The sequence below is a fragment of the Pseudomonas sp. UBA5706 genome (assembly GCF_002419965.1).
In the GTDB taxonomy this organism is placed as follows: Bacteria; Pseudomonadota; Gammaproteobacteria; order Pseudomonadales; family Pseudomonadaceae; genus Aquipseudomonas.
The window spans coordinates 8,052-27,351 of the sequence record NZ_DIHC01000039.1; the positions used below are offsets into that span (position 1 = coordinate 8,052).

At 60.9% G+C, this 19,300-nt stretch carries 15 protein-coding genes; 8 read left to right on the forward strand and 7 right to left on the reverse strand.

Translation table 11 applies throughout. The annotated features are described in order from the left end of the window. Nucleotides 1-275 precede the first annotated feature (275 nt). The 6 genes from B3I26_RS18975 to pilG form a co-directional block, all read right to left on the reverse strand. Nucleotides 276-767 (reverse strand): chemotaxis protein CheW, encoded by a 492-nt coding sequence (locus B3I26_RS18975; RefSeq protein WP_296259858.1) that lies wholly within the window; start codon nt 765-767, stop codon nt 276-278. Continuing rightward, the gene (locus B3I26_RS18980) at nt 760-6,786 is read right to left on the reverse strand and encodes an Hpt domain-containing protein (RefSeq protein WP_296259860.1); all 6,027 of its coding nucleotides are present in this window, start codon (nt 6,784-6,786) and stop codon (nt 760-762) included. The genes B3I26_RS18975 and B3I26_RS18980 overlap by 8 nt, the downstream gene beginning before the upstream one ends. A 36-nt stretch (nt 6,787-6,822) precedes the next feature. Further along, the gene (locus B3I26_RS18985; protein WP_296259861.1) at nt 6,823-8,865 is read right to left on the reverse strand and encodes a methyl-accepting chemotaxis protein; all 2,043 of its coding nucleotides are present in this window, start codon (nt 8,863-8,865) and stop codon (nt 6,823-6,825) included. A gap of 128 nt (nt 8,866-8,993) precedes the next feature. Then, entirely contained in the window at nt 8,994-9,533 is a 540-nt protein-coding gene (locus B3I26_RS18990) for a chemotaxis protein CheW (RefSeq protein ID WP_296259862.1), read from the reverse strand. Between the two features lie 16 nt (nt 9,534-9,549). Next, on the reverse strand, nt 9,550-9,915 hold the full coding sequence (gene pilH, locus B3I26_RS18995; protein ID WP_093468272.1) for a twitching motility response regulator PilH: 366 nt from the start codon (nt 9,913-9,915) through the stop codon (nt 9,550-9,552). 45 nt (nt 9,916-9,960) lie between these two features. Continuing rightward, nucleotides 9,961-10,371 (reverse strand): twitching motility response regulator PilG, encoded by a 411-nt coding sequence (gene pilG / locus B3I26_RS19000; RefSeq protein WP_110949460.1) that lies wholly within the window; start codon nt 10,369-10,371, stop codon nt 9,961-9,963. 260 nt (nt 10,372-10,631) lie between these two features. Between pilG and gshB the strand changes: the two genes are divergently transcribed. From gshB to B3I26_RS19035, 7 genes are all read left to right on the forward strand, one after another. Then, nucleotides 10,632-11,588: a glutathione synthase gene (gene gshB / locus B3I26_RS19005; protein WP_296259866.1), complete on the forward strand. Its 957-nt coding sequence runs from the start codon at nt 10,632-10,634 to the stop codon at nt 11,586-11,588. Between the two features lie 226 nt (nt 11,589-11,814). Next, the gene (locus B3I26_RS19010; RefSeq protein WP_296259868.1) at nt 11,815-12,717 is read left to right on the forward strand and encodes an energy transducer TonB; all 903 of its coding nucleotides are present in this window, start codon (nt 11,815-11,817) and stop codon (nt 12,715-12,717) included. 204 nt (nt 12,718-12,921) lie between these two features. Continuing rightward, nucleotides 12,922-13,491: a YqgE/AlgH family protein gene (locus B3I26_RS19015; protein ID WP_296259869.1), complete on the forward strand. Its 570-nt coding sequence runs from the start codon at nt 12,922-12,924 to the stop codon at nt 13,489-13,491. Continuing rightward, nucleotides 13,491-13,931 carry a Holliday junction resolvase RuvX gene (gene ruvX, locus B3I26_RS19020; RefSeq protein ID WP_296259871.1) on the forward strand — a complete coding sequence of 147 codons (441 nt, stop codon included), beginning with the start codon at nt 13,491-13,493 and terminating at the stop codon, nt 13,929-13,931. The genes B3I26_RS19015 and ruvX overlap by 1 nt, the downstream gene beginning before the upstream one ends. A 91-nt stretch (nt 13,932-14,022) precedes the next feature. Beyond that, nucleotides 14,023-14,544, forward strand: coding sequence for a bifunctional pyr operon transcriptional regulator/uracil phosphoribosyltransferase PyrR (gene pyrR / locus B3I26_RS19025; protein ID WP_296259872.1), 522 nt, complete (start codon nt 14,023-14,025; stop codon nt 14,542-14,544). A 12-nt stretch (nt 14,545-14,556) separates the two neighbouring features. Further along, nucleotides 14,557-15,561, forward strand: a complete 1,005-nt coding sequence (locus tag B3I26_RS19030) for an aspartate carbamoyltransferase catalytic subunit (RefSeq protein ID WP_296259874.1) — start codon at nt 14,557-14,559, stop codon at nt 15,559-15,561. Continuing rightward, on the forward strand, nt 15,558-16,829 hold the full coding sequence (locus B3I26_RS19035; protein ID WP_296259875.1) for a dihydroorotase: 1,272 nt from the start codon (nt 15,558-15,560) through the stop codon (nt 16,827-16,829). Before B3I26_RS19030 ends, B3I26_RS19035 begins: the two co-directional genes overlap by 4 nt. A gap of 115 nt (nt 16,830-16,944) precedes the next feature. Here the strand turns inward: B3I26_RS19035 and B3I26_RS19040 are convergent, their stop codons facing one another. Continuing rightward, nucleotides 16,945-17,361 (reverse strand): NINE protein, encoded by a 417-nt coding sequence (locus B3I26_RS19040; RefSeq protein WP_296259877.1) that lies wholly within the window; start codon nt 17,359-17,361, stop codon nt 16,945-16,947. 249 nt (nt 17,362-17,610) lie between these two features. Between B3I26_RS19040 and B3I26_RS19045 the strand changes: the two genes are divergently transcribed. After that, nucleotides 17,611-18,342: a C40 family peptidase gene (locus B3I26_RS19045; protein ID WP_296260027.1), complete on the forward strand. Its 732-nt coding sequence runs from the start codon at nt 17,611-17,613 to the stop codon at nt 18,340-18,342. Nucleotides 18,343-19,300 lie beyond the last annotated feature (958 nt).

The following is a 19,300-nucleotide window of genomic DNA, read 5'->3' on the forward strand; positions in this document are numbered from 1 at the left end:
GGCGTAGGAGCGCAGCTTGCTCGCGATCTGGCGCGAAGCGGCAGCCAACCCTGAACATGCGCAGTACCTGAAACAAAGCGGTTGTCCGGTTTTACTGCTGCGGCGCAGCAGATCGCGAACAAGCTACGCGCCTACGGCCTTAGGCCAGAATCAAAAGCGCCAAAATCAAAGCAGGCTGCGGTAGACGTCGATCCGCTTCTGCCGAAGGCGTAGGAGCAAGCTTGCTCGCGATCTGGCGCGAAGCGGCAGCAAGAATTGCGGCATGACGGGGCCTGTCAAATCCCCGGCCCCACTCCCTGCGCCCATCCCGAATCCACCAGCCATTGCTCCAGTGCCACAAGATCCGGGATTCGTGCCACGGTCTCGCCCACTTGCACCGCCGCCAGCTCCAGCTCGGCGAGCGGCACGTCGACGTAGCTCAGTTGGCTGTCGAGCTTGCATGAACGCGGGATGCCTTGCGTGAGCAGGGCGATGAATTTCAGGTCAGGTCGTTCACCCAGTGCATTGAGGACCACGATCCGCGCTCGGCCGCCCACCAGTGCCCGGCTGCCGCAAGCGGCTTCGAAGCTGAGCAGCGGCAGGCTGCGGTGGCGCCAGTTGATCGGCCCCAGGTACCACTGCGGCGCGGCGGGGTCGGCGATGCTGTCCTGATAGTCGATCAATTCCGCGACAGCCACATTGGGCAGCAGCAAATGCCGGTCACTCAAGGGAATCAGCAGTCCGGTGAGACTGGTCAGGCGCGTGGTTTGGGTAGTGGTATCAGACATGCGCGTGACTCCAGTGGGCGACGCTTTCCAGCAGCGCCGCTTCCTGATACGGCTTGCTCATGTAGTCGTTCACCCCTAGCGCCATGGCGCGGTCGCGATGTTTTTGGCCTGAGCGGGACGTGATCATGATGATTGGCAGGTGTTTTAGCGCTTCGTCTTCACGTACTTTGCTCACCACTTCAAAACCGTCCATGCGCGGCATTTCGATGTCCAGCAACATTACGTCCGGGGTGTGTTCTTGCAGCAGCGCCATGGCGTCTACCCCATCCTTGGCAGTCAACACGTTCATACCGTTTCGCTCCAAAAGACGCCCTGTGACCTTACGCACCGTGATCGAGTCGTCTACCACCAGCACCAGCAGCGGTCGCGCCTGCTCAACTTCGACGTAACGCGGTGGCACCTGCCCGGACATCTGCATCGCCAGTATTCGCGCGTGCAGGCGACGAATGTGCGCAAACAGATCAAGAATCAGCACCACGCGGCCATCCCCTAGAATGGTCGCCCCGGAGATCCCCTTCACCGCGGCGAACTGCGGGCCAAGGTTCTTCACCACGATTTCCCGCGAACCGGCCAACGCATCCACCTGCACCGCCACCCACTGGTCATGCACATGAACCAGCAGCACAGGCAGCGGTTGAGTCTGGCCGCTCAACCTGGGCGGTTGGCCGTTGTTGAGCAATTCGCCCAGATAGCGCAGTTCATAGGAGCGCCCGCCATACTGATAGCGTGGCGACAGGGCTTGATAGCAAGCTTCCAGCTCACTGGGCATAACGCGGACAATGCCTTCGACGCTGTTCAAAGGCACGGCATATTGCTCTTCGCCGCACTGGACCATGAGCGCCCGGTTGACCGACACCGAAAACGGCAGACGAATCCGGAAACGCGCGCCCTGCCCCGATTTGGAGTCGATGATCATCGACCCGCCCAGTTCCTTGACCTCCGCGTGCACGACATCCATGCCCACGCCGCGCCCGGAAATCTGGGTGATGGTTTCGGCGGTAGAAAAACCGGCCTGCAAGATGAACTGCAGGGTGTCGTGCTCGCTCAGTTCGGCGTCAGGGCCAATCAGGCCACGCTTGATCGCCTTGCGTCGCACGGCTTCGAAATCCACTCCGGCACCGTCATCGCTCATTTCAATCACGATGTCGCCACCCTCATGGGCCAGGCTCAGCGTAATGTGCCCCGCTTGCGGCTTGCCCGCTGCGACGCGTTTTTCAGTGCTTTCCAGGCCGTGGTCGATAGCATTGCGCAGCATGTGTTCCAGAGGCGCGACCATGCGTTCCAGCACGTTGCGATCCATTTCACCTTCGGCGTTGACCACGTCGAAGGTGACCTTTTTGTGCAGCTCGCCCGACACTTGCCGCACGATCCTGCGCAGGCGCGGGACCATACGCTCGAAGGGCACCATGCGCGTACGCATCAGGCTTTCCTGAATCTCGGTGTTGACCCGTGCCTGTTGCAGCAGCAGGGTCTGAGCCTCATGGGCACGAGTGTCGAGGGTTTCCTTAAGGTCCATCAGATCGGAGGCAGACTCGAACAACGCCCGGGACAATTGTTGGAGCTGGGAGTGACGGTCCATTTCCAGAGGGTCGAACTCTTCATAACCCAAGCGCTCGGTCTGATGATCGCGGCTGAGGATCCGGCCCTGCGTCTCGATGTCCAGGCGCCGCAGTTGATCGCGCATCCGCTCGATGGTGGTTTCCATCTCGGCAAGGTTGACCTGCGCGTCGCTGACCTGCTGTTCGATGCGGCCCCGAAAGATCGAGGTTTCGCCCGCCAGATTGACCAGATCCTCCAGTTGCTCGGCGGGCACCTTGACCATTTCCGGCCCGGCGCGCTCGGCGTCGGCATCCGGCGTTGCGCAAGCCGGGTCGGGGTCGGGGCCAGGCGGCGCCGCAGGGGCAGTGGCAATGGCAGTGGCAGTGGGTTGCGCAGGCTTGGCGACGATTTCCTGGATACCCCCCGACGACGAATAGCGGGTGATGCTGTCGATCAGAAGCGCCGGATTGGGCAACGGCGCGTAACCGCGAACGGCATCGACCATGTCGGCCAGCATGTCGTGGCCGCTTTGTAGCAGCCCGTTGAGCAGCGCACTGTTTTTCAAGTGCCCGGACGCAAGGCCTTCGTACAACGATTCCAACTCATGGGCCAGGTCGCCAATAGGGGCGATTTCTACCATCCGCGCCCCGCCCTTGAGGGTGTGCAGGTCGCGCAGCAGGTTCTCCACCTCCACGGTGTTGTGCGCATCGGCCTGCCAGCGCACCAGCGCAGCGCTCGAGCTTTCGATGATGTCGTCGGCTTCTTCGAGGAAGATCTCCAGCAACTCGGGGTCGCGCTCATCCAGGGGCTGAATCATCGATTCGACGTTACGCAGCCCGCCTTCAGAAACGGGCATGCTCGCGCCCGTTTGGCGCAAGGCGCGAATTGAGTCGATCAACGCGTCGGGGGACGTCAGTTCAGTGCGGTTCTGCAACTGTTCGAGCATCATCGCCAAGTGATCATGGCTGCGCATCAGCAAATCGGCCAGCGCAGGTGTGTGGCCGCAGCGGCGGTCAATCAAGCCTTCGTAAAGCGATTCCAGCTCATGCCCAAGGTCGCCAATCGGACCGATCTCGGCCATACGCGCGCCGCCCTTGAGGGTGTGCAAATCACGTTGCAGCGACGACAGCGGCAGCGGATTTTCCGGGTCGTCCAGCCAGCGCTGCAAGGCCTGGCCTGCACTGTCGAGGATATCGACCGCCTCCTCTAGAAAGATATCGACGATCTCCTGATCGATATCGTCCGAGGGCGGCGGGGTCGGCTCAGGTTCAAAGTCGAGGCTTTCAGTGGCCTGGCTCAACTCCGTGACACGGGTCGCCAACCCTCCATCGCTTTTGATCAGCCCCATCGCGCCTGGGTCCAGCGCTTGATCAAGCAACTCACGCAACGCCTGCACACGCGCCGGGCATGGCTCGACCTGCTGCCCGGCCGCCACCTGATCGAGCATGTTGATCAGTGCTTCGTGGGCATTTTCCGCTTCATCGAAAAACCGCTCGCTGATCGCAAGACTGCTCTCCTCCACTGCGCCATACAGATCGAGCAGCGCTTCGCACAACTGATCAACCTGAGACAGATTGGCCATGTGCGCCCCGTGGCTGAGCAAGGTCAGCTCATCGAGCAGCGCATTGAGTTCCTGACGCTCGCGCGGATGCCGCCGCCAGCGTTTGAGCAGGTTTTCTGCGTCCAGCAGGATGTCCATGCCTTCGGCTAAGAAGCTAGCCATCAGCTGCGGATTGCGGCGTATGCGCTGCCCGTTGTCACCGGCGCTAAAAGCGGCGGCCATGCGCCGGTCAAGCAGTTCATGAGCAGCGGCGATGAGCTGCGAGGCGCCCTCGATCGGCATCAGCGGATCGACTTCCAGTTGCGTCAGCCCTTGTTGAAAAAGCGGCTCGGCCGCACATAGCAGGTCGATCTCCGCCTGACCCACGGCAATCAGGTTAGTCTTTAACTCGCGCACCAACTGATCCAGCGGGCTCGCCAGCTCCGCCATCGGCAACACACCGGCCATGTAGGCGCTGCCCTTGAGGGTGTGCAGCGCACGCAGCAAATCATCGCTGAAGGAAGGTGACGGATCTTGCCGTGCTGCATCGAGGTAGCGATTGAGCACGTGCAGATGGGCTTGGGCTTCCTGACGGAAGATTTCCAGCAGTTGAGGGTCGAAGCCTTCGTTTTCAGCTTGCGTGTGCGCAGCAGGCACCGGGTGCGCAAGTTCGTCGCTGTTTGCCTGGGCCAATGCATGGGCGCGAGCGGCCAGTTCGTCCACGTCGTCGCGCTGACGTTGAACGTCTTCGGAAAAATCACGAATCACGTCAGGCAGCAGCGCCAGCACATCCTGTAACACTTGCTGAACCTGCGCATTCGGCTCGACGCTGCCCTCCAGTACGCGGTTGAGCAGGTTTTCCACCGACCAGGCCAGTTCTGCGAGTACTAACGCGCGAACCATGCGCCCGCTGCCCTTGAGGGTGTGAAAGGCGCGCCGGATCTCGCCCAGCGCCGTGAGGTTGCCGGTGTCGGCCAGCCAGCGCGGCAGGTATTCGAGCAGGGCGCCGATCACCTCATCGGTCTCCTCCAGAAACACATCGCGCAATTCGTCGTCGACCGTTTGCTCACCCTTGGGTGGTGGCAGCAAGCTGGCAGGCACGTGACGCGCAGGAGGATTGACGGCTGACAACGGGCTGGCCAGCACGTGGGCAATACTCGGGTTAAGGCTGGCACTGGCCAGCGCCTGCTGCTCGCGCAACGCGTCAAGCTCTTCCTGGCTGATGACCTCATCAAGAACCGGTACCTCAATGGCATCGGCAGCCGGGGAGTAACCGAGTTTGGCCAGGCTGTCCTGCGCCAGATCAAGCACATGCTCACCCGGCGCCTCCGGGTCTTCGGCCATACGCTCCAGGTAATACTCAATGCCGATGATGACGTCGGCCAGATGGTCCAGCTGCGACCAGGCCGGACGCTCCCCACCCTTCAGGAGATGCTCGACGATGTATTCGTTGCAGGCCGCCAGCAAGCCGGAAGCCCTGGACAGCGGGATCATCGCCAATGCGCCACGCACCTGTATCAATTGCTCGGACACCGGCGCCAGACGCTGGTGGTCGAGCTCGCCATCGATGTAATCGTCGATCACGTCCTTGGCCTGTTGCAGCACGACGCGGGCTTCCTTGATCACCAACTGATGAATCTGACTCAAGTCGGTGGTCGGCAAGCGACTTTCTTCGGGGCTGCTCTGATCGACTGTTCCCGCCATGCCCGCCAGGGTCGACTCCACATAAAGCAAGGCGCCTGCAACATCCATCAATGTCGAGTCGCTGGGTTCGCGCTGGCCTTGGGACAGCCCCTGGACCACCGCCAGTTGGTCGATGATGACCTTGCGCGGCTGCCCGAAACCCAGAACCGCCAAGGTATCGGCGATCTGCCGAAGCGGCGGCAGCAGCGCGTTGAGTTCGCTGACATGCTGCCGATCGCCACGCACGAAAACGTCCAGCCGCTCCTTGGTGCGTACCAGTTCTTCGCAGAGTGCGATGATCACCGAGCGCATGGCGTCGCGATCCGGCCCTTCCATGCTTGAGCGCTCTTCATTGACCAGCGTGCTTTCCGGCAGCGCGTCCGCCAGTGCGTATTGATCCTTCAATTGCATCATCCTCTGGGCCTGGCTGTCGGATTTGGCGATATAGAACAGCAGGCTTTTGAGCAACTCATCCGGCGCTGGCTGATTGATGCCTGCAATGCCTTGTTCCAACAGGCGCTTAAGCTCCTTGTCGGCCTCCTTGAACAGGCTGCGTAGCGCCGGGCTGTTGGTGAAGTTGCCGCCGGCCATGGTCTCGACCAGCGCCGAGGCGATACGCCACAGCGGCTCCAGCGGTGCGTCCTTGCACAGCACTTCAAGCCGCGCAAACACCTTGCTCATGTAACCGAGCTGCGTCTGCATATCCTGCTCACGCAACAGCCCGACCAACGCGGCTTGCAGGGTCTGACGCAACTTGCGCAGCTTTGCTGGCAGTTGCAGGTCATCACGCTCGGCCAGAGCCCGAGCATCGAGTGCGGGGAGCGACAGCAGCTGCGGCGCAAACAGGCTGGTTTCCGAGAGCAGGCTTTCCCCACGCGCGCTGCGCAGGTCGTTGAGCAAGGGCAGCACCACCAACGGCAGGTCACGGCGGGCCAAATGCACGCGGTCCAGATAGGCTGGTAATTGGCTCATCGCCTGATTGAGCAACTGAATGGCTTCACTTTTGCGAACCACATGTCCCTGCTGCAAGGCCAGCGCCAGCTGTTCGATTTCCTCGGCAAACAGGGCCGCGCCGTAGAACTCGATCATCTGCAGGCTGCCATGAACCTGATGAATGAGGTCCAGACAGGTTTGCATCGCAGCAGGCTCGAGAGGACGCGCAACGAAGGCGTCCAGCGCCTGCCGGGCCTGCTTGAAGGTTTCGGCTATTTCGCCCTTGACCCATTCCAGGGCCACGTAGTCGTGACGGTCAGGCATGGTGGCTCCGGTTGCCCAAGTCTTGTGACCTGTCGATCAATGCTGATCCCGTGAAGCCGGCAGTGTAAAACCGGACACCGAGCGACGCATCTCGCTGGCCATTTTTGCCAGGTTGCCCATGCTCTGCGCAGTGGCCGCCGTGCCCGAGGTGGTTTGGGTGGTGGTCTGCTGGATCACGGTCATGGTCGCGGAAATCTGCTGACCCAATGCCGCCTGCTGCTGAGCGGCGTTGGTAATGCTCTCGACCAGCGCCGCGAGCACCTTGGAGACCCCTTCGATTTCTTCCAGGGCGACACCTGCATCCTGCGCCAGTCGAGCACCCCGTACCACCTCCGTGGTGGTCTGCTCCATCGAGATGACTGCTTCGTTGGTGTCATTTTGAATGGCGCGGACCAGCGTCTCGATCTGCTTGGTCGCCGACGAAGAACGCTCGGCCAGACGTTGCACCTCGTCTGCAACCACGGCGAAGCCACGGCCGGCATCGCCGGCCATGGACGCCTGAATCGCCGCATTGAGGGCAAGAATGTTGGTCTGGTCGGCAATATCGTCGATCAGGCTAACGATGTCGCCAATCTCCTGTGAGGATTCGCCGAGCCGTTTGATGCGCTTGGAGGTGTCCTGAATCTGCTCGCGGATGTTGTCCATGCCGTTGATGGTGTTGTGCACCACCTCATTACCCTTATTGGCAATCGCCACGGAGCGCTCGGCAACCGCCACCGACTCCGATGCGTTGGCCGATACCTGCTCGACGGAACGGGACATGTCATTGACTGCATTCGACGCCGCGGCGATTTGCAACGCCTGATGCTCGGAAGCTGCCGCCAGTTGGGTCGCGGTGGTCTGGGTATCCTTGACCGCGCCAAAAACCTGTTCGGCGGTCAGGTTGATGGTCGCGACCAGTTCGCGCAACTGATCGATGGAGTAGTTGATGGAGTCGGCGATAGCACCGGTGAAATCTTCGGTCACGGAAGCGGCCACGGTCAGATCGCCATCGGCCAGGTCTTCGATCTCGTCGAGCAGGCGCATGATCGCGGTCTGGTTGCGCTCGTTCTTCTCGGCGGTTTCGCGCAGCTGGCGATTGGTTTCCCGAACCATCACCAGACCGATCAGGATGATCGAGGCCAGTGCCAGCAAACCCAGCACGTAACCTAAGTAGGTATTGGTAGTTCGACCACCGGCCAGGTGCTCGAAACTGTTGGCCAGCACCGACGCCTCGTCAAGCAGGGTCTGGGAGAGGGTAAAGATGCTACCTGCGGATTCACGAACATCCAGCAGTTCCGGCGAGGTTTCCAGAATCTCGTCGACCGATCCCGACACGAACTGGAACAACTCGGAAATCTCGGCCAGTCGCGCACGCGCGTCGCGGTCTTCGACCTGGGTGATCTTCAGGGTCGGATTGCCCTCGAGCATGCCATTGAGTACACGACCGAACTGGCTGGCGTCCCGACCAAACGCGTCGGCCGCCTGAACCGCTGTTTCGTCGCCCGAGAGCACGGTATTGACCGCGCCGAGAATCCGCTCGGCCAACAATGACTGACGCTGAGCGAGCGCCACCTGGCTGGCGGGTGCACGGGTTTGCAAAAGGATGTCGACGACTTTTTCCGATTCCACCTGCAGTTGCGGAATGGTCTCGGCCAGGGTTGCCGCGACCTGATGCAGGGACAGCACTGTCTGTTCGCGTGCCAGGATGACATCGGTGCTTTTGCGCAGGTTTTCCCAATCGTTCTGCACCGCTTTGAGCTCGTCGGCGACCCCCGCAGGCGCGGCGGGCAGGCCCGTGCTCTTGTCGCCCTTTTTCAAGTAACTCCAGCGCGTGTCGAAATCGTTGCGTGCATCGGCCAACAGTTTAAATGCTGCAGCTTTGCCGGCGGCGGCTTCGGTCGCGTTTTTGGCGATCCGCTGGGACAACACGCGCAACTCCCCAGCGTGGCCGATGTACTGCTTGTCGTAGTTGGACTGCGTGCTCAAATACGCAAAGTTGACGAACAGCAGCATGATGAAAACGATCAGGCCGACGAACAGCGCGATGATTTGCGAGCGGCTGCGCACGCCTTCCAGTGACTTGCCGGTATTACTCATGTCTCAGGGCTCCGCCTGATGTTGGGTTTGGGTCAAGGCGGCATGTACACGACGACCCACTGCAGGGGTTGGCGCCCGCCGCGCGCCCGCCAGGACGACGGACGCCTTCGCAGTTTTGCCAGACACTATTAAAGTGCGACATCCATGAAACCCTGCGACTGCACAAGGACTCTGGGGCTGAAAACCCGCCACGCCTGCTCGCGCAGGAAGCGGCCTTGAATGTAAGGGGTCATATCGGAGTCGCTGTCCTCGGGCGAGTGAGGCATCAAACTGCGCTCGTTGAAATGCTGCATGCCCAGCACTTCATCCACCAGCAGACCGGCGAAGACATCCTGATGATCGATGACCAGCACCCGCCGTTGCTTGCGCAAGGGCGATGACTCGTGGCCGAAGAAAGCGTAAAGATCCATGATCGGCAGCAATCGGCCACGCAGGTTGGCGATGCCCCGGACCCAGGGTTTCACCCCCGGCAGTGGGGCATAGCGTGGCTCGTGAAGGATTTCATCGACTTCGCCCATGGGCGCAACGTAAAAACGCTCGCCCATGCGAAAGCCAATGCCGCTCCAGCCTTGTTGCCGGGTTTCCTGCAAGGGCAGTCCGGCAGCCAGCGAGCGGCACCGCTGATCGATGTCGAGCAGCAGCTGAAAGGCGGTTTTCGACTGAGCCATGAATACTGGCCGGCGCTCAGCCCGCCAGAACCGCGTTCAGGGTTTTCATGAGGGTTTCTTCGTCCACCGGCTTGGTTAGATAATCCCGCGCACCTTGGCGCTTGCCCCAGACCTTGTCGGTTTCCTGGTCCTTGGTGGTGATCATGATCACCGGGATCATGTTGGTGTCGGCATCCTTGGTCAGTTGCCGGGTCGCCTGGAAGCCATTAAGGCCGGGCATGACGATGTCCATCAGCACTGCATCGGGCTTTTCCTGACGCGCCAGGGCCACGCCATCAGCACCGTTTTCCGCCTTGAGGACTTGATGGCCGTGCTTTTCCAGCATCCCGGTCAGCTTGTACATTTCGGTCGGCGAATCATCGACGATCAGAATTCGAGCCATGGTGCTTCCCCATAGAAACCGCCGTCCTTCAACTCAGGAGCGGCATCAAGATAGTTGTTGTTCTACTGCAACGAAACCCGGCACGTGAGCCTTGATCGCACTGAGCAGCTCTTCCTTGCTAAACGGCTTGGTCAAAAACTGATCGGAACCGACGATACGCCCCTTGGCCTTATCGAACAGCCCGTCCCGGGAGGACAGCATGATCACCGGCGTAGACTTGAATGCCCGGTTGTTCTTGATCAACGCACAGGTCTGATACCCGTCCAGCCTGGGCATCATGATGTCGACAAAAATGATTCTCGGATGATTATCAGCGATCTTGGCCAGGGCATCGAAGCCATCGACAGCCGTGATCACTTCACAGCCGACATTCTTCAACAGCGTCTCGGCGGTACGACGAATCGTGCGCGAGTCGTCGATGACCATGACTTTCAATGGGGCTGAATGCTGTTCCATATCTGCTCTACCATCGCCGCGACGATTCAGATGGGTGTGCGTTCTGCCTGGCTTGGGTGCTGCTCGAATCGCTGCCCCCACCTTAAGGGGCCTGGGACAACCGGCTCGACGCCAGATGCCGAGCCTTTTTAGCACACTCCAGACACTCAATCCATAAAGCATGTCCGCCGTCCTTGCCCCTTGACCGCAGGCCAGCGCAGCGCCACCCTGACGCCTGTTTTCGGCCCGTTGCGGCCCTTATCGATCAGAGGATATCGCCCATGAGCATTCGCCTGGGAATTGTCATGGACCCCATCGAGCGCATCGCCTATAAAAAGGATAGCTCGCTGGCCATGCTCCTTGCGGCGCAAGCGCGCGGCTGGTCACTGTTCTACATGGAGCAGCACGACCTGTATCAGGACGCGGGGCAAGCGCGGGCCCGCATGAAGCCATTGAAAGTCTTTGCTGACCCTGCACATTGGTTCGAATTCGAAGCCGAAATCGACAGCGGGCTGGCCGATCTGGATGTGATCCTGATGCGCAAGGATCCGCCGTTCGACATGGAATTCGTCTATGCCACGTACCTGCTGGAGCAGGCCGAGCGGGCGGGCGTGCTGGTTGTCAACAAGCCGCAGAGTCTGCGCGACTGCAACGAAAAGCTGTTCGCTACGCTGTTCCCGCATTGCACACCGCCCACGCTGGTCAGCCGTCGCGCGGATATTCTGCGTGAATTCGCCGCCAAACACGGCGATGTGATCCTCAAGCCACTGGACGGCATGGGCGGCGCGTCGATCTTCCGCCATCGCGTTGGCGATCCGAATCTGTCGGTGATCCTGGAAACCCTGACGCTGCATGGTCAGCAACAGATCATGGCCCAAGCCTACCTGCCAGCGATCAAGGATGGCGACAAGCGCATCCTGATGGTCGATGGCGAGCCGGTGCCGTATTGCCTGGCGCGCATCCCGGCTGCGGGCGAGACCCGTGGCAACCTGGCAGCCGGTGGCCGCGGCGAAGCCCGCCCGCTCACTGAGCGTGATCGCTGGATCGCCGCCGAAATAGGCCCGACCCTGCGTGAAAAAGGCCTGTTGTTCGTAGGGCTGGATGTGATCGGCGAGCACCTGACCGAAATCAACGTCACCAGCCCGACCTGTATCCGCGAAATCGACAATGCATTCAACACGGATATCGGCGGAATGTTGATGGATGTGATCGAGAAGAAGCTTCAAGCCCGAGCGTAATCCGCACGCCCTCTCCTAGGAGCAATCCGGCTTGACGACGTCGGCGACTTCACAATCGCCACCGCCGACAAGCCGGACAGCAACAGGCACTGCGCGCGCCAAGCCCACTAATCGGCCCGCCGGCATCAAAGCCCAAGCGGCCTGCGACATTGCGTTATCATGCGCGGCCTGAATTTCGCCCTAGGTGGGTTTTAGCAATGCTGGTTCATGTGATTGCGGAGTGTTGATGAACGCTGCGCTCGACAATGATCTCCCGACGGCCCTGACCCGCACCCGCGTGCGCCCGGCCGATCGTCTGGGCTTTACCCTGGTGATCGCTGCGCTCGTGCATCTGGCGGTGATCCTTGGTGTGGGGTTTACCTACGTCAAACCGGAGAAGATCAGCCAGACACTGGAAATCACCCTCGCGCCTTTCAAAAGCGACACCAAGCCCAAGGACGCGGACTTCCTCGCTCAGGAAAACCAGCAGGGCAGCGGCACCCTCGACAAGAAAGCGGTGCCCAAAACCACCGAAATCGCGCCCTATCAGGACACTCAGATCAACAAAGTGACGCCGCCTCCCGCCTCCAAACCGGTGGTCAAGCAAGAGGCGCCGAAAACCGCCGTGGCCACCAAGGCCCAAGTGCAGCAGAAGACCGTCGCCAAACGCGATGAGGTCAAGCCAGACGCGCCGAAGAAAGCCGCGCCGACGTTCGACAGCGCTCAGCTCAATAGCGAAATCGCCAGCCTGGAAGCCGAGTTGGCCGATGAACAGCAGGCCTACGCCAAACGGCCGAAGATCCACCGCCTGAGTGCGGCGTCCACCATGCGTGACAAGGGCGCCTGGTACAAAGAGGATTGGCGAAAGAAGATCGAGCGCGTCGGCAACCTCAACTACCCCGAAGAAGCACGGCGCAAGCAGATCTACGGCAGTTTGCGGATGATGGTGTCGATCAACCGCGATGGCTCCTTATATGAGGTGCTGGTGCTGGAGTCGTCTGGCCAGCCGTTGCTGGACCAGGCCGCGCAGAAAATCGTGCGCCTGGCCGCGCCTTTTGCGCCGTTCAGCGGCGATCTTTCGGACATCGACCGGCTGGAGATCATCCGCACCTGGAAATTTGCTCGCGGCGACAAGCTCTTCAGTAACTGACACCAAGGATGCCCCTTGGAGCCGCCCACGTGCCGCGGTCCAGATCGCTACTGTCGGTGAGCCGGGCCGCCAAAGAAGGTCAGCGTAAACCTCCCTCGACACGTTTTGACATAAACATGAAACCTGACGCACGTCGCGATTTATCCACTGCAGCGTCGGTTCTGCCAGTTGTCACAACAGCCCCACGGCGCCACACTAGGGCTCATGAAAAACGTCACTCCGTCTTACCTCAAACATCAATTTCTGATCGCCATGCCTCACATGCACGATGAGAACTTTGCGCAGACCTTGACCTACATCGTCGAGCACAACGCCAATGGCGCCATGGGCTTGGTGATCAACCGACCGCAAAGCCTGTCGCTGGCAGACATTCTCGAGCAATTGCGCCCCGAACTGCCGCCGCCATCGCGTTGCGAGGACATCCCCATCCACGTCGGCGGCCCGGTGCAGAAAGATCGAGGCTTTGTCCTGCATCCAACCGGTCAGGTCTTTCAAGCGACGGTCGATCTGGGCGGGATTTCGTTGTCCACCTCACAGGACGTCCTGTTCTCCATCGCCGACGGCTACGGACCTGATCAGAATTTGATCACTCTGGGTTACGCTGGCTGGGACGCTGGGCAACTGGAAGCTGAATTCGCGGCCAATGCCTGGCTCAATTGCGCGTTCGACCCCGCCATCCTCTTCGAACTCGAAAGCGAACAGCGTCTCGACGCTGCTGCCGCAAAACTGGGCGTAAACCTGAATCTGCTGACTAGCCAGGCGGGCCACGCCTGATGGCCGCATTGCGCCTGCTACTGGGGTTCGATTACGGCAGCAAACAGATCGGCGTCGCAGTCGGCCAGGTCATTACCGGCCAGGCCCGTGAGCTGTGTACCTTGAAGGCCCAGAACGGCGTGCCGGACTGGGACAAGGTGCAAGCCCTGATCACCGAATGGAAGCCGGACGCCATCGTGGTCGGCCTGCCCCTGAACATGGACGGCACGCCCAGCGAGATGAGCGCCCGCGCCGAAAAGTTTTCACGCAAGCTCAATGGCCGCTTCAATCTGCCCGTCTACACCCAGGACGAACGCCTGACCACCTTTGAAGCCAAGGGCGAGCGCATGTCCCGCGGCGGTCAACGCGGCAGCTACCGCGACAATCCAGTGGACGCCATCGCCGCGGCGCTCTTGTTGCAGAGCTGGCTGGAAGAAAACACAGCACTGTTTGATACCTGAGCGATTTACACTGCTGTGCAGTGAACAGCATCAAATTCGAGCTTTAGCCCGTGCCGACAAGGAATACGACCGGGCCTCTGAAGGAGCAACCATGACCCTGCCCAACCCCGCCGAACTGATCCGCCAGATGGCGATCGATCTGAACGCGCACCTGAACAAACGCGGCATCAGCGAGCCTCGCTTCATCGGCATCCGCACCGGTGGCGTGTGGGTCGCCCAGGCCCTGCTTGAGGCGCTCAACAGCCAAGCGCCGCTGGGCACGCTCGACGTTTCTTTCTATCGCGACGACTTCAGCCAGAACGGCCTGCACCCGCAAGTGCGTCCATCGGAACTTCCGTTCGAGATCGAAGGCCAGCATCTGGTGCTGATCGATGACGTATTGATGAGCGGCCGGACCATACGCGCGGCCCTCAACGAGTTGTTCGACTACGGTCGCCCCGCCAGCGTAACCCTGGTTTCGCTACTGGACCTGGATGCCGCCGAGTTGCCGATTCGCCCGAATGTGACCGGTGCGACGCTGGACCTGTCTTCAGACGAGCGCGTCAAACTGTCCGGCCCGATGCCACTGACGCTAGAACTGCAAGACCTTTCGACCGATTCCGCCGCCCTTTAAGAGTCCTTTGCGATGACGCCTTTCGACGCCAAGCGCCCGCTGCAACTGAACCATCAGGGTCAGTTGCAACATTTTCTCTCGCTCGACGGTTTGCGCCGCGAACTGCTCACCGAAATTCTCGATACCGCCGACTCGTTCCTTGAAGTCGGCGCCCGGGCGGTGAAAAAAGTCCCGCTGCTGCGCGGCAAGACCGTGTGCAACGTGTTCTTCGAGAACTCGACCCGCACCCGCACCACGTTCGAACTGGCGGCACAACGACTGTCGGCGGACGTCATCACGTTGAACGTCTCGACCTCTTCGACGAGCAAGGGCGAAACCCTGTTCGACACCCTGCGCAACCTTGAGGCGATGGCCGCCGACATGTTTGTCGTACGTCATGGCGACTCGGGCGCGGCGCACTTCATTGCCGAACATGTGTGCCCACAGGTCGCGATCATTAATGGCGGCGACGGGCGTCACGCGCATCCGACGCAGGGCATGCTCGACATGCTGACCATCCGCCGCCACAAGGGTGATTTCAAAAATCTCTCGGTGGCCATCGTCGGCGACATCCTGCATTCGCGCGTAGCGCGCTCGAACATGATTGCGCTCAAGACCCTGGGCTGCCCGGATATTCGCGTGGTCGCGCCGAAAACCCTGCTGCCGATTGGCGTCGAGCAGTACGGTGTGAAGGTCTATACCGATCTGGAGCAGGGCCTCAAAGACGTGGACGTCGTGATCATGCTGCGCCTGCAACGCGAGCGCATGTCCGGTGGCCTGCTGCCGAGCGAAGGTGAATTCTACCGCCTGTTCGGCCTGACCACCGCACGCCTGGCCGGTGCCAAGCCTGATGCGATCGTCATGCACCCCGGCCCGATTAACCGCGGCGTCGAAATCGAGTCGTCAGTGGCCGACGGTGCCCACTCGGTGATCCTCAACCAAGTGACCTACGGCATCGCGGTGCGCATGGCCGTGCTGTCCATGGCCATGAGTGGCCAAACCGCCCAACGTCAGTTCGAACAGGAGAACGCCCAGTGAAGTTCAGCATCCTCGGCGCTCGCGTCATCGACCCTGTCAGCGGTCTGGATCAAGTCATCGACGTTCACCTGGAGGCCGGCAAGATTCTCGCCCTGGGCGCAGCACCGACCGGTTTCAGCCCATCGCAAACCATCGACGGTAAAGGTTTGGTCGCAGCGCCTGGTCTGGTTGACTTGAATGTCTCCCTGCGCGAGCCGGGTTACAGTCGCAAAGGCAGCATCGCCAGCGAAACCCGCGCCGCGGCAGCAGGCGGCGTCACCAGCCTGTGTTGCCCACCTCGGACCAAACCGGTGCTCGACACCTCCGCCGTTGCCGAATTGATCCTGGATCGCGCCCGCGAAGCGGGGCACAGCAAGGTATTCCCGATCGGTGCGCTGAGCAAAGGCCTGGAAGGCGAACAATTGGCAGAATTGATCGCCCTGCGCGATGCGGGCTGCGTGGCGTTCACCAATGGCCTGAGCCAGTTCAGCAGCAATCGCACCCTCTGCCGCGCACTGGAATATGCCGCGACGTTCGACCTGACCGTGATCTTCAACTCGCAGGATCATGATCTGGCGGCGGGCGGTCTGGCGCACGACGGTGCGACGGCAGCGTTTCTCGGGTTGCCGGGCATCCCGGAAACCGCCGAAACCGTGGCCCTGGCGCGCGATCTGTTGCTGGTTGAGCAAAGCGGCGTGCGTGCTCACTTCAGCCAATTGACCAGCGCCCGTGGCGTTGCCCTGATCGCACAGGCGCAAGCCCGCGGTCTGCCGGTGACTGCGGACGTTGCGCTGTATCAGTTGATTTTGACTGACGAAGCACTGATCGACTTCTCCAGCCTCTACCACGTGCAACCGCCGCTGCGCACTCGCGCCGACCGCGATGCCTTGCGTGAAGCGGTCAAGTCGGGGGTGGTTCAGGCGATTTCCAGCCATCACCAGCCACACGAGCGCGATGCCAAGCTGGCACCGTTCGGCGCGACCGAGCCGGGCATCAGCAGCGTCGAGCTGCTGCTGCCGTTGGCGATGACGTTGGTGGAGGATGGCCTGCTGGACCTGCCGACGCTGCTGTCGCGCCTGAGTGCGGGCCCTGCGGCGGCGCTACGCTTGGCTGCGGGACGGTTGACCGCCGGGACTGCGGCGGATCTGGTACTTTTCGACCCGGCCGCCTCGACCGTGGCAGGTGAAACCTGGCTGTCCAAAGGCGAGAACTGCCCCTTCCTCGGCCATTGCCTGCCGGGCGCTGTGAAGTACACCTTTGTTGATGGGCGGATCAGCTATACCGCGTAACCCACTGGCAGACTTCTATCAGACGCCAGTCACAACCCTGTAGCAGTGCGGCTTGCCGGCGGTGGCGGTCTCATGATCACCACTGCGTCAAGCCGTGTGGCTACAGCGCTAACCCTCAACGCCGGGCATTCTTCACGGAAATCTGGTCATTCAGTGTCCAGAAGTCATAAAGCACGCCCATAAAGAACAGGCCGCCTGTGAGCAGGTAGAGGATCCCGCTGATCCATTTGCCCTGGTACATGCGGTGTACGCCGAACACGCCGAGAAACGTCAGCAAGATCCACGCAAGGCTGTAGTCCGTCGGCCCGGCGTTGAATCGCATGTCCGCTTCCCGGTCCATCGACGGGATCAGGAACAGGTCGATTACCCAGCCAATTCCGAGTAATCCCAAGGTGAAAAACCAGATCGTCCCGGTGACAGGCTTGCCGTAATAGAAGCGATGCGAGCCGGTGAAGCCGACGATCCACAGCAGATAACCCATGACCTTGCTGTGGGTGTCCGGACGCTGGCCGTCAGGGTAATAGGTGTTCATTGGCTACCTCTTTGCACTGATAGAAAAAAATATGCGTAACTTTTGTGACTTTGCCGAGGCCGTCCGACGTATGGTTTGAACCTCTGCACGCAGGCGCAAACCCATGTTCTGCAAGGTGATGGCCACAGTGATGTGACAATTTGGCGGTCAACTTCGACCCTCGGGCCAGTAAATTGTTCGACAAATGGCCTCGGAAATTCTGAAAAAGCTGTTATAAAGTTGCGCGCTGACCACTATGAGCCCTGCCTAATGCGTCCATTTTTCAAGACATGGCTAACCATTTGCCTATTAATGCCACTGGCCGCCCACGCCACCAACCGTGAGCAACCGCTTCCTTCAGGCTTCACCGGCTTCACCGCCAAAACCGAATCGGCGGCAGTCGTTTCGCGCAATATTGCCGCTCAACGAGCAGCAATGGCCGCGCTTGAAGAGACAGCAACCCCGCTTGAAACATCAAGCAAAAAAGCGCGAGCAACCAAAGGCAAGAAAGCCCAGGGTTCTCGCAAGATTTCGCAGAATACCGTCGCCCTCGCCACGCCTGGGTTGATGGGCACCAAACAGAGCAGCAACGTGGTCAATCGGGCCGTCAAGGCCATTGGTACTCCTTATCGTTGGGGCGGCACCAGCCCGACAAAAGGTTTCGACTGCAGCGGCTTGGTGAAATATGCCTTCAATGACGTGAGCGAAGTGGATCTGCCCCGTACCTCCAACGCCATGGCCGAAGGTCATGGGCAAAAGGTCGATCGCAAGGATCTGAAACCGGGCGACTTGCTGTTCTTCAACATCAAGAGCAGCCAGGTGAACCACGTTGCCATTTATCTGGGTGACGATCGCTTCGTGCACGCCCCGCGCCGTGGCAAAGCGGTAACGATCGATACGTTGAAGAAGCCGTACTGGGACAGCCACTATGTGGTTGCCAAACGAGTACTGCCCAAACAGCCACCGAGCAAAAAAGGCCTGGTGCGGATCGCGCAGCGCTGATCAAGGTTTGATTCCGGGCAAAGGCGGTAGGAGGGCTTGCCGGCGATCGGCTGCGCAGCAGTCGCAAACCCTGCAACCTATGCCTACCTGACACACCGCGCGATCTGCCTGTGCCACCGGTTCCGCCGTCTGGTTATGCTGCCGGTTCCCGGCAGATCGCTGGCAAGCCAGGCTCCTACGCCTTCGGCAGAGGCTGATCGGCGTCCACCGCATCCCGCTGTTGATTCTGGCCGAAGGCCGTAGGAGCCCGGCTTGCCGGCGATCGGCTGCGCAGCAGTCGCAAATCCTGCAACCTGTGCCTACCTGACACACCGCGCGATCTGCCTGTGCCACCGGTTCCACCGTCTGGTTATGCTGCCGGCTCCGGCAGATCGCTGGCAAGCCAGGCTCCTACGCCTTCGGCAGAAGCAGATCGGAGTCCACCGCATCCCGCTGTTGATTCTGGCCGAAGGCCGTAGGAGCCCGGCTTGCCGGCGATCGGCTGCGCAGCAGTCGCAAACCCTGCAACCTATGCCTACCTGACACACCGCGCGATCTGCCTGTGCCACCGGTTCCGCCGTCTGGTTATGCTGCCGGCTCCGACAGATCGCTGGCAATCCAGGCTCCTACGCCTTCGGCAGAAGCAAATCGGAGCCCACCGCATCCCGTCCTTGATTCTGGCCGAAGGCCGTAGGAGCCCGGCTTGCCGGCGATCGGCTGCGCAGCAGTCGCAAACCCTGCAACCTGCGCCTACCTGACACACCGCGCGATCTGCCTGTGCCACCGGTTCCGCCGTCTGGTAGTGCTGCCGGTTCCCGGCAGATCGCTGGCAAGCCAGGCCCCTACGCTTTCGGCAGAGGCTGATCGGAGTCCATCGCATCCCGCTGTTGATTCTGGCCGAAGGCCGTAGGAGCCCGGCTTGCCGGCGATCGGCTGCGCAGCAGTCGCAAACCCTGCAACCTGTGCCTACCTGACACAC